Source organism: Oleiphilus sp. HI0086, from assembly GCF_001635225.1.
Map to the genome: position 1 here is coordinate 24,809 of NZ_LWFZ01000985.1, position 10,968 is coordinate 35,776.

Consider the following 10,968-nt stretch of genomic DNA (forward strand, 5'->3'; position numbering starts at 1 on the left):
AACCAACAAAAAACAGGACAACACGTGACTGACGCAAACGAAACGCTACCTGCAGCAGATGTAAAGAAGCCAGCCCCTCAAGCTAAAAAGAAGAAAAACCTTTCTTGGCTGCTAATACTGGTCATTGCTCTAATAGCTGCGTTTTCGATCGCTAGCGCAATTTACTTCTGGCAAAACCTGTCGCAACAAAACACACTACTGTCGCACCTAGATTCACAAAATAAGAGCGCACAACAACGAGTTCAATACTTAGAGCAAAGCCTCGAGCGACGTTTGAAAAACCTAGAAGCAGACAAACAACAACAAAGTCAGATACTGACTCAGCTCGATAGGCAAAGTTTATATAACACCGAGAAGCTAACAGAAATGGGTGCCAGCAGTCGTGCTGACTGGCTACTTGCTGAGGCCGAGTATTTATTACATCTCGCCAACCAAAGACTTCTTCTTGAGCGCGACTTAAAAAATGCTGAGGCAGTCATGATATCTGCCGATAAAGTGCTGGCCGAAATCAATGACCCAGGCTTACTCCCAGTTCGTGCAGCACTCAATCAAGAGATTCTTAGCTTACAACAGCTTTCTCACCTCGACCGTGAAGGTATGTTTATGCAACTCTCGGCTATCATTTCTTCTTTAGACGGCTTAAAAGAAAGCGCTTATTTAGACACGAGCAAGCCAGAGCCAGAACAAACACCAAGCCAGCGTTCATCACAAACTTCAGATCTTCCCGCATGGAAGCAAGCATGGCTGGAAGTATGGGGCGAGCTAAAGAAAGCAGTATTGATCCGGCGTTTGGATCACCCTGTCGCGCCTCTTATGGCGCCTGAGCAAAATTATTATCTGAAGCAGAATCTAAGACTGATGCTCGAACAAGCAAACCTTGCCTTACTAGAGCAAAACCAGGCTATTTTTACTCACAGCTTAAAACAAGCAAGCATTTGGCTAGAGAACTACTTTGATACTCAGGACAAACAAACGAAAACTCTGATTTCTAAACTCAAAAGTATGCAAACACTTCAAATAAGCTACGAAACACCCGATATTTCAAAGTCATTACGCTTACTGAAGACAAAAATTGAAGCCATGTATCTTAACCATAGCTTAGGCAAACTTTCCAACCCGACACCTTCAAGCACAGATAACAGTACCAAGCAGGAGCCAACACCATGAAGCGTTTACTCGTGTTGATTATTGTCGGCATGGCTCTAGCGCTTGGTGTTTCAGCGATTGTCAGCCATGACCCCGGATATGTTCGAATATCTTATGGAAACTGGCTAATAGAAAGTAATCTGGTCATCGCCGCACTCGCTATCGCTATTTTGCTTACTTTATTGGTATGGCTACTAGGGCTGAAACGTAAACTGGTGCATTCAAGCAAGTCTGTATCTAAGTGGTTTGGCCGTTCCGCCGAGTCAAGAGCTACGATAAAAACCGAGAAAGGTCTAATTGCACTACTTGAAGGCAACTGGGGCGTAGCGAGCAAGCTATTATCTAAATCTGCTACCAAGTCCCATAAGCCCTTAATTAACTACTTAGCCGCCGCTCACGCTTCCAACGAGTTAGGGCAGGTTAAGGATGCTGAGCTAATGCTGAAGAAAGCCTATGACAGCACCGAGGACTCCGACTTTGCTGTGGGGATCGCTCAAGCACAAATCCAGTACCAACAAGGGCAATATGAACCTTGCTTAGCAACACTATTACGCCTGCATAAACAACAGGCGCATCACCCCTTCGTTCTAAAGCTCTTGAAGTCGGTATACTTAAAATTAGAAGATTGGCACAACCTGATAAAGCTCCTGCCCTCCTTGCAAAAAGATGCCAAACTCGGCACTGATGAAATCAAAGCCGTCGAGTCTCTCGCCTGGAATAATCTTTTTGTACAGAAAACCGACGAGCTAATTAACCGCGCTCAACAAGACGCTGCCGACGATATTCTCGCAGGTTTATGGCAGTGTGTACCAACACCATTACAATTCGACGCGCAGTTGCTTGAAACGTACGCACTACAGCTTATTCGCCTTAACAACGATCACGAGTGCGAAACCTTAATCCGAAAAGCCTTGGAAAAGAAATGGGACGACAGGCTGGTTCGCGTCTATGGAATGGTCGCCGCTCAAAACACTTCCGAGCAACTGATCCACGCCGAACAATGGCTAAAAAGCAGACCCAACAATGCCAGCTTATTGCTAGCACTTGGTAGGCTTTGCCTAAGAAATGGTTTATGGGGGAAAGCTCAAGAATACTTTGAAGCGAGCAACAAACTACACGAAAACAAGGAAAGTCTCGCGGAGCTATGTCGCCTGAATATACGCCTAAATGCGAAAAATAATGCCGACAAAGAAGTATTCGAAGGGCTTATCGAGAATCTTGAGCTGCCAAAATTGCCCCTACCTGAGTCTCGATAGCCACTGAGCTAGACAGTATTTCTGCTTGGCTCTAAAACCATCATGCTTGCGCCACTAATATTTAAGAACGTGGCGCATATTCCAGAACATCGGAGAAGAAGTCTTGTTCTTCTAATCCGGCTTCCAGCAAGGCGTCCATTGCAGAATGAACAAGCTTTGGCGAGCCACTAACAAAAACCTTACTATCCGCTAAATTTGAAAAGTCTGCTAATACCGCATCACTCAATTGATTGTGATGAGCGTTTGCATCTATGTTTTCAATGTCTGCGATAAGCGGGTGGAATTCAAAGTGATCATATTTCGATGCCCACTCCTCAGCCAACTCTGCCAAGTACATATCTTCTTCTTTTCTAACTCCCCAATATAAGGCAAGCGGAAGCGAATAATTCTGCGCCAGGAGATAGTCAATAATAGACTTCATTTGAGCAAAGCCGGTACCAGCAGCCATCAAGATTAGCGGCTTATCAGGCACTTTTGGCAAACAAGCCTTTCCAAACGGTAAAGAGATCGTGACACTGGCTCCACTCTCCAACGCGTCCTTACAGTAGTCCACAATTTCAACCGCTGAGTTCAAGTGCGGATCAGCCTGAATGTGGAGGGTGATTTCTCGCAAGCCAGGCGCTGAAGCGATAGAAAAATAACTACCAGCATCCTTACCCGGCATCTCAAGTGCCAAATACTGCCCGGCATAAAACTCCGGCAGCTTGCCCGCAGGTAACTGCAACTCAACTTTATAAACATGCCCTCTAATCACTTCGACAGCGATTACTCGGCAAACCGTTTTCTTCACAGGCAATTCTCCTGGCCCATAGATATTATCTATTGTAATTTTGCTTGAGTTCACTGGCCAAGTCTGGCACAGCAACAAGTCTTTCTGTAGTGGCCCCTGAACCAGCTCCCTTCGGGGGCCGAATTCAACTTCGCCAGAAACGAGCTTGGCCCGGCATATCTCACAAACCCCGTTGCGGCAACTGACGGGCAACTTCAAGGCATATCTGTCAGCAATTTCATATACTGACTCTCCCGCATCAAAAGCCAATTCGTATGTGCGAAGCTGGCCTTCAACCCGTGACTCTATTTCGAGCACGTTCACTTGGACTGATCACCACCAAAGATGCCCAAGTCGTCCCACCTTTCATCAACTCGAGACTTTATCTCGTCAGTCATGGTAATTGGTTCACCCCATTCCCGGTTTGTTTCACCCGGCCATTTATTGGTTGCATCAAGACCCATCTTGGAGCCTAAGCCCGATACTGGCGAAGCGAAGTCCAAATAGTCTATCGGTGTGTTTTCAACCAAGGTGATATCTCTTGCCGGATCCATACGTGTCGTAATTGCCCAAATCACATCTTCCCACTCTCGTGCGTTAACGTCATCATCCAAGACAATTACGAACTTGGTATACATAAACTGGCGAAGGAAGGACCACACGCCCATCATCACGCGTTTAGCATGCCCTGGGTATTGCTTCTTCATCGTTACAACGGCCAGGCGATATGAGCATCCTTCCGGCGGCAAATAAAAATCGACAATTTCAGGAAACTGCTTTCTTAGAATCGGTACAAAGACTTCATTCAAAGCTAAACCGAGAATCGCAGGCTCATCAGGCGGCCGACCAGTATAAGTACTGTGGTAAATCGCATTTTTTCGATGAGTAATACGCTCGACAGTAAATACCGGAAAGGTATCCACTTCATTGTAATAACCAGTATGATCACCGAAGGGTCCTTCGGGTGCGACTTCATCAGGGTAAATGAAGCCCTCCAATACTATCTCTGCACTCGCTGGCACTGATAGGTCACTCAAGCCCGCTTTAGTCACTTCAGTTTTACTATCACGTAACAAGCCAGCAAAGGCATATTCAGATAAGGTATCGGGCACGGGCGTTACTGCACCGAGTATTGTTGCTGGATCAGCACCTAAAGCCACCGCAACCGGGAAAGGTTTACCTGGGTGTTTTTGCTGCCACTCTCTGAAGTCTAGTGCGCCACCACGGTGAGATAGCCAGCGCATGATCAGCTTATTCTTTGCAATCAACTGCTGGCGATAAATCCCCAGATTCTGGCGAGACTTTTCAGGCCCTTTTGTAATCACCAAAGACCAGGTCACCAAAGGTCCTGCATCGCCTGGCCAGCAAGTCTGGATAGGAAGCTTATACAGATCCACCTGATCTTTTTCGATAAGCACTTCCTGACAGGCAGCCGAGCGGACCTCTTTGGGCCCCATCGCCATCACCTTTTTAAATATCGGTAGCTTTTGCCAGGCATCCTTAAAACCTTTAGGTGGTTCAGGTTCTTTAAGAAATGCCAAAAGTTTGCCCACTTCACGTAGTGCACTGACGTCTTCTTGCCCCATTCCTAAGGCAACGCGCCGCGTTGTACCAAAAAGATTTGCCAACACTGGCATATTGTAACCCTTTGGGTTTTCAAACAGTAAAGCAGGCCCTCCTGCACGTAAAGTACGATCACATATCTCGGTCATTTCCAGATAAGGATCGACTTCCTGAGCAATACGCTTCAACTCACCTTGCGCTTCAAGTTGTTTGATAAAACTTCGGAGGTCATCATATTTCATAACTGACACAACAATCTCAATTCAATTCATAAAAAAACCGGTATAAATACCGGTTTATATTCTAGCCTGACGATGTTTAATTCAGCTCAAAAGTTTTATTTAACAAAGCTTTTGAGCCATCAACAACAGCCTATCGCTTCTTCATCGACAAGAAGAACTCATCATTTGTTTTAGAGTCTTTCAGCTTATCGAGAATAAATTCTAATGCTGCTAAGTCGTCATCCATACTATGCAATAGTTTACGCAGTATCCAAACACGCTGAAGCTCATCTTCACTCATCAACAAGTCTTCTCGACGCGTTCCTGAACGGCGAATATTAATCGCAGGATATACTCGCTTCTCGGCACAACGACGATCAAGGTGTACTTCCATATTACCGGTACCCTTGAACTCTTCGTAAATAACCTCGTCCATTTTAGAGCCGGTATCAACAAGAGCTGTTGCAATAATTGTCAGGCTTCCACCTTCTTCAACATTTCGAGCAGCACCAAAGAAGCGCTTCGGACGTTCAAGTGCGTGTGCATCAACACCACCCGTTAAGACCTTACCCGACGATGGAATAATCGTATTATAGGCACGAGCCAAACGCGTAATAGAGTCAAGGATAATGACGACATCTTTCTTATGCTCAACCAAACGTTTTGCTTTCTCGATAACCATCTCGGCTACCTGAACGTGACGAGCTGGTGGCTCATCGAAGGTACTGGCTACAACCTCACCACGAACCGAACGCTGCATTTCCGTTACTTCTTCTGGACGCTCGTCAATCAACAATACCATGAGGTGACACTCAGGGTTGTTGCGCGCGACAGACTGAGCAATATTCTGCATCATCAAGGTCTTACCCGCTTTCGGCGGAGAAACAACCAAGCCACGCTGTCCTTTACCAATTGGAGCAACCAAATCAAGAATACGCGCTGACAAATCTTCTGTACTACCGTTACCGGCTTCCAGAATAAGACGATCATTTGGAAACAAAGGGGTCAGGTTTTCAAATAAAATCTTATTTTTCGAGTTCTCAGGTTTATCAAAGTTGATCTGACTAACTTTCAAAAGCGCGAAATATCTCTCGCCGTCTTTCGGCGGACGGATTTTCCCGGAAATCGTATCCCCGGTACGCAAATTGAAACGTCTAATTTGGCTAGGTGAAACGTAGATATCATCTGGTCCAGCCAGATATGAGCCTTCTGCTGATCGCAAAAATCCAAAGCCATCCTGAAGAATCTCTAAAACACCATCTCCATATATGTCTTCGCCACTTTTTGCATGGCGCTTCAATATAGAAAAGATAACTGTTTGTTTTCGAGATCGAGCAAGATTATCCAAGCCCATTTCGGCAGCAATTTCGAGTAATTCTGGAACGCTTTTTTTCTTAAGTTCGGTAAGATTCATATTATGTAAAAGTTCAAATAGATACAGCGCGAGGCCGTTAAAGGAAAGTTGTGATGAATTTAATTTTTTTGGCGGAGTGCCACCCCAAATCGGGGATATTGTCAATAAAGATAGCGCAGATTATACGCTATATCCAGAAATATACTATTTTTTTTACAATTATCGCGTTTTCGTACCTATAATTAAATAAACTACTTAAGAAACATATATTTATGAAGCCGACTCTTCAACCCTTCAAATCCCAAGGTTTTACTCTGATCGAACTGGTCATTGTTATCGTATTAATTGGAGCGCTTGCAAGCATCGCGTTACCTAGATTTAGTGACCTATCTGATGAAGCTGAACTAGCGCAGGTTAGGAGCATTGCTGGAAATTTGCAGGCAGGCGTTAAAACTGTCAAAGCAGTCTTCCAGGCAGCAGGCCATACCACTCGCACCCAAAACCTGACAAACTTTGGCAATGGCACGATTGACACCAACAATATCGGCTACCCAATTGGTGTTGATAAAGGCACAGGTAATGAGAATATAGGGCAAGGCAACAACGGCTGCATTGGTGTCTGGCAGGGCGTATTGGAAAACCCGCCCTCAGTTGTTGTTGGCAACAACAATGAAGCCTATCGAGCTTACCGCCACACCGGCAACAGAGTCTGCAGCTACGCTTATCGCCTTAACGGCGACACTGGCAATCGCAATAACAGCTCCTTGGTTATCAAGTACGACTCGCGCGACGGTAGTGTCGTAAGCTGCGGCACTCACGCAGATCTACCCGCTTGCTAACTCTTCCTTAAGCGCTTGATGATCATCAACGATTTATTTCTGTTTTAGCGATACACTGCACACGCTAAACTAATAACCCGTTTTTCATCGTCGATACTGACAGAGCTATTTATGTCGAACACAAATCAAAGCTGCTGCGATTCAGCCGTCAAACACACCCTTAATCCTTTAGATGATATCATTGAGCGCTTAAAAAAATTGGCAAACCCGATATCGGAGACAGAATCAGTTGCACTTATTGATGCACACGAAAGAGTGCTCGCTGAAGACTTAGTCTCTACACTTAATGTACCGCCCACAGATAACAGTGCCGTTGACGGCTACGCACTAAACCTTGATGACTTCTCTGAGGGTAAAGCCTTCTGTATCTCACAACGCATTCCTGCCGGGCACCAACCCGAGACACTTGAACGTGGCACTGCTGCGAGAATATTTACCGGCGCCTCGATACCAGCAGGAGCGAACTGCGTCATTATGCAAGAACAGGCGACAATCAATGAGCACAACAAGGAGGTAACCTTTTCCTCCCAGCCTAACGCTAAGCAAAATATTCGCCCTCGAGGTCAAGATGTTCAACAAGGCCAGGTTATTTTACAAAAGGGCCTAGTCCTTTCCCCTGCCCGCGTTGGCTTAATTGCTTCGATTGGTATTGCTAAGGTCAAAGTGTTTCGAAGACTAAAAGTCGCTATTTTTTCAACTGGAGACGAATTGGTAGAACCGGGCGATAAGCCCTCTTCTTCACAAATATTTAACTCCAACCGCTACCTACTTACCGGCATGCTCAAAAGCCTGAACGCAGATATAGTTGATCTTGGCCTCATCCCAGATCAACTCGAAGCAACGGTTAAAGCTTTAAACTCGGCGAGTGATAAAGCCGACATCATCATTAGCACTGGCGGCGCATCCGTTGGCGAAGAAGACTATGTACAAAGTGCAATCAAGTCATTGGGGAGCATTGATTTCTGGCGCGCAGCCATCAAGCCCGGTAAGCCTTTTATGTATGGACAAATTGGCGAAACACCAGTACTCGGTTTGCCCGGAAATCCAGGCGCAGTATTTGTTACCTTTTCGGTATTGGCTCGCCCTTTCTTACTCCATAAGCAAGGTATTAGCGACACTAAACCTCAAAGTTACTCTCTTGCCCTAGACTTCGATATTAAAAAGTCCGGCCCCAGAAGAGAATTTCTGAGAGTTCAGCGAAGCCAAGGCAATCGTCTGATTCGTCACCCGAACCAAAGCTCTGGTATGCTAAGCTCTGCAAGCTGGGCGGAGGGTTTCGCTGTGATTAAAGAACACACTCAACCAAAAGCAGGGGATTCTGTCGAGTTTATACCTTTCCCTAGCATTTTTTCTTTGCCGGTATAGCAAGCATTATTAAGTTACGAGACGACCTTATGAATATCCTTTTTTTTGCCAGCTTGCGAGAGCAGCTCGACTGCGATAGCGAACAATGGACCGAGATCGACGGCATCCAGACGACTGGCGATATCAAATCCAAGCTTCAGTCACGGGGCGAACCCTGGTTAAGCGCGCTTGCTAACGAACGGATCATTATTTCAGTCAATCAGGATATCGCCGATGCAAGTACTGCTGTTAAAGTAGGAGATGAAGTAGCATTTTATCCCCCGGTAACAGGCGGTTAGTATGAAAATATCTGTCAGCGTTCAGCAAGAAGATTTCTCAATAGAAAATGAGTACCAGACTCTACGGAACAACCACGCCCTAGCAACTGGCGCGATCTGCACGTTTTCAGGCTTGGTTCGGGAATTCGGAGATCGCCCTAATGTAAATGGCATGTTCCTGGAGCACTACCCTGGCATGACAGAGCAGTGCTTACAGAAAATCATTCAACAAGCAGCTGAACGTTGGCAGATACTTGAAGCGAGAGTCATTCACCGCGTTGGCCCTTTGCACTTGAGCGAACAAATTGTCTTCGTTGGCGTAAGCTCTGCACATAGAGCAGATGCTTTTGCGGCCTGTGAGTTTATTATGGACTACTTAAAGTCCGACGCGCCTTTCTGGAAAAAGGAAATCACCAAAGACGGTGCTGAATGGGTTGAAGCAAAAGAGAGCGACCTAGATAGAAAAAAACGCTGGTAAAATGTCTGACTTAAGCCACAATAATTTCGCCCTGGAACGACTCGACCCGCCTCGCTTTCCTCTCGCCAAGCAATTCTATAAACAAGCGAACTACCATTCCCACGTCGGTAAAGAAGACGAGGTTTACATCCTTAGAAATAACAACTCAAACAATAAAATCGTTGCGGCTGTTCGCCTGGTCAAGAGCGATCAATATCTGATTCTACGCAGCATGGTCGTGGTTCCATCCGAGCAGCGGCAAGGCATAGGAAGCAGGCTACTTACCGAACTAAAACCACACCTGACAAATCGCGAGTGCTGGTGCTTTCCTTTTGAGTGGCTTAAAGACTTTTATGCTCAAATTGGCTTTCAGCTTCAGAATATAGAACAGGCTCCTCCTTATATCGCTGAATCTCTTCGTCGCTATCTTCGACAAGGACGAAAACTCACCCTAATGAAGCACCCGCTTGCTTGATTTTCCCCAGATATCCTCCATAGTGTATCTTACAACGGTGTCTAAATCGGCTTCATGCCATGACCCAGTCTGTACAGAATAAGGAGCAAGTGACGTGCATTCCGTAAAAATAAAAGATTATATGAGCCCAAATGTTTTATCCTTCAAACCTGAAGACAGCGTTATTACGGCTTTAAGAACTCTGGTAAAAAAAGGCCGTTCGGGCGCACCGGTAATAGATAATGAAGGGAAGCTGGTTGGTATTCTTTCAGAATTGGATTGTTTGAAAGAAGCTCTAAATGACGGCTACTACCAATCAGTAGGTGATCGAGTCGCCGATCACATGACGACCGAGCTAGACATGGTTGAACAAGAAGATGATATCATTGTCTGCGCAGAGTTCTTCACTTCTGGCCGACGACGACTACCGGTTATGGACGGCGGCAAGCTTGTTGGCATTATTACTCGTCAAGACTTTGCTCGCGCACTGATCAACCGTATTGACCATCCTCACCACGGTGACAACTAGATCATGAACTACTAGACTGAGCCAGCCCTTCAGGGTTTGGCTCAGGCTGTATTAAACTAATCATTTCCCATCCAACTGAAGGCTTTGCATCTGTTCTGCCTAAAGGCACAACCTGCTTATCTGGACGAATCGCAAACAATAGCGTCAGCCGATTACCATGGAGCTGTAAATAGTCCTCATAGGTAAACTCTTCAGAGAGCTGCGTCGTTCTAATTGTCGCGCCTTTACTTACCAAGCTCGCTAACTTTGCAAAGGTCGCTCCCTCGTCAAACTGATTTCGTGTTCGCACATATTTTTCAGACGATTGATGACTAGCGCGCACATCCTGATCACCTTCAGGCAAACCAAGAACACTCCCAACACCCATTAAGTCCAGATAATGATAGGTCGATAAAGTATTCAACTGTTTATAGGGCGAGATAGCCAACATATGACCAACCCCGGTTAAATCCAGGTTATTTTCAGCATGCTCTGAAACGGGGTTACCATAATAGACTGGCAGATTGTCCATTCGCGCTGCCCTGACATTTTCCCAACTGGTATCTGTCAGAATAACGGTGACACCTTTGCCGATCATAGCCTTTGCCAAATTTCTCGCCACGGCGTTCGCACCAATAAATAGAAAGCCATTATCATCCGGCTCTTTAACCTTTAACAAGCCCGCCAAAGGGCTTGAGGTAATACTTTGGATAATGACAGTAACAACGATAACCAAAAACACCATCGGAACTAAGGCACCCGCATCGGCATGCCCTGCT

11 protein-coding genes and 1 pseudogene are annotated in these 10,968 nt (G+C 45.7%); 8 read left to right on the top strand and 4 right to left on the bottom strand.

The annotated features are described in order from the left end of the window. The first annotated feature begins 24 nt into the window (after positions 1 to 24). The gene (locus tag A3756_RS17845; RefSeq protein WP_068750210.1) at positions 25 to 1,167 is read left to right on the top strand and encodes a uroporphyrinogen-III C-methyltransferase; all 1,143 of its coding nucleotides are present in this window, start codon (positions 25 to 27) and stop codon (positions 1,165 to 1,167) included. After that, positions 1,164 to 2,402, top strand: a complete 1,239-nt coding sequence (locus A3756_RS17850) for a heme biosynthesis protein HemY (protein WP_068554147.1) — start codon at positions 1,164 to 1,166, stop codon at positions 2,400 to 2,402. Before A3756_RS17845 ends, A3756_RS17850 begins: the two co-directional genes overlap by 4 nt. Before the next feature lie 61 nt (positions 2,403 to 2,463). On the opposite strand, the gene A3756_RS17855 is transcribed toward A3756_RS17850, so the two are convergent. The 3 genes from A3756_RS17855 to rho form a co-directional block, all read right to left on the bottom strand. Next, positions 2,464 to 3,495, bottom strand: a complete 1,032-nt coding sequence (locus tag A3756_RS17855) for a 2Fe-2S iron-sulfur cluster-binding protein (protein ID WP_082865348.1) — start codon at positions 3,493 to 3,495, stop codon at positions 2,464 to 2,466. Continuing rightward, the gene (gene ubiD / locus A3756_RS17860) at positions 3,492 to 4,976 is read right to left on the bottom strand and encodes a 4-hydroxy-3-polyprenylbenzoate decarboxylase (RefSeq protein WP_068512779.1); all 1,485 of its coding nucleotides are present in this window, start codon (positions 4,974 to 4,976) and stop codon (positions 3,492 to 3,494) included. Before ubiD ends, A3756_RS17855 begins: the two co-directional genes overlap by 4 nt. Positions 4,977 to 5,106: 130 nt before the next feature. Next, positions 5,107 to 6,369, bottom strand: coding sequence for a transcription termination factor Rho (gene rho, locus A3756_RS17865; protein WP_068512781.1), 1,263 nt, complete (start codon positions 6,367 to 6,369; stop codon positions 5,107 to 5,109). 212 nt (positions 6,370 to 6,581) lie between these two features. Between rho and A3756_RS17870 the strand changes: the two genes are divergently transcribed. The 6 genes from A3756_RS17870 to A3756_RS17895 all read left to right on the top strand — a co-directional run bounded on the left by A3756_RS17870 (position 6,582) and on the right by A3756_RS17895 (position 10,210). Continuing rightward, positions 6,582 to 7,148: a type II secretion system protein gene (locus A3756_RS17870; RefSeq protein WP_068512784.1), complete on the top strand. Its 567-nt coding sequence runs from the start codon at positions 6,582 to 6,584 to the stop codon at positions 7,146 to 7,148. A gap of 111 nt (positions 7,149 to 7,259) precedes the next feature. Continuing rightward, positions 7,260 to 8,513, top strand: a complete 1,254-nt coding sequence (gene glp / locus A3756_RS17875; RefSeq protein WP_068512791.1) for a gephyrin-like molybdotransferase Glp — start codon at positions 7,260 to 7,262, stop codon at positions 8,511 to 8,513. A 29-nt stretch (positions 8,514 to 8,542) separates the two neighbouring features. Further along, a complete protein-coding gene (locus tag A3756_RS17880; protein ID WP_068512793.1) occupies positions 8,543 to 8,791 on the top strand; it encodes a MoaD/ThiS family protein in 249 nt (82 codons plus the stop codon). A 1-nt stretch (position 8,792) separates the two neighbouring features. After that, positions 8,793 to 9,248 (top strand): molybdopterin synthase catalytic subunit MoaE, encoded by a 456-nt coding sequence (moaE, locus tag A3756_RS17885; RefSeq protein WP_068512795.1) that lies wholly within the window; start codon positions 8,793 to 8,795, stop codon positions 9,246 to 9,248. 1 nt (position 9,249) lies between these two features. Next, positions 9,250 to 9,702: a GNAT family N-acetyltransferase gene (locus tag A3756_RS17890; protein ID WP_068512804.1), complete on the top strand. Its 453-nt coding sequence runs from the start codon at positions 9,250 to 9,252 to the stop codon at positions 9,700 to 9,702. Positions 9,703 to 9,796: 94 nt separating this feature from the next. Next, positions 9,797 to 10,210 carry a CBS domain-containing protein gene (locus A3756_RS17895; protein ID WP_082870359.1) on the top strand — a complete coding sequence of 138 codons (414 nt, stop codon included), beginning with the start codon at positions 9,797 to 9,799 and terminating at the stop codon, positions 10,208 to 10,210. Between the two features lies 1 nt (position 10,211). Here the strand turns inward: A3756_RS17895 and A3756_RS27900 are convergent. Beyond that, positions 10,212 to 10,968 (bottom strand): annotated as a pseudogene (locus A3756_RS27900) (sodium:proton antiporter); the annotation flags it as partial.

Bases quoted from the DNA above. Each gene is read 5' to 3' on its own strand.
- glp (WP_068512791.1), top strand. From the start codon at position 7,260: ATGTCGAACACAAATCAAAGCTGCTGCGATTCAGCCGTCAAACACACC.
- ubiD (WP_068512779.1), bottom strand. From the start codon at position 4,976: ATGAAATATGATGACCTCCGAAGTTTTATCAAACAACTTGAAGCGCAA.
- A3756_RS17880 (WP_068512793.1), top strand. From the start codon at position 8,543: ATGAATATCCTTTTTTTTGCCAGCTTGCGAGAGCAGCTCGACTGCGAT.
- A3756_RS17850 (WP_068554147.1), top strand. From the start codon at position 1,164: ATGAAGCGTTTACTCGTGTTGATTATTGTCGGCATGGCTCTAGCGCTT.
- A3756_RS17870 (WP_068512784.1), top strand. From the start codon at position 6,582: ATGAAGCCGACTCTTCAACCCTTCAAATCCCAAGGTTTTACTCTGATC.
- moaE (WP_068512795.1), top strand. From the start codon at position 8,793: ATGAAAATATCTGTCAGCGTTCAGCAAGAAGATTTCTCAATAGAAAAT.
- A3756_RS17890 (WP_068512804.1), top strand. From the start codon at position 9,250: ATGTCTGACTTAAGCCACAATAATTTCGCCCTGGAACGACTCGACCCG.
- rho (WP_068512781.1), bottom strand. From the start codon at position 6,369: ATGAATCTTACCGAACTTAAGAAAAAAAGCGTTCCAGAATTACTCGAA.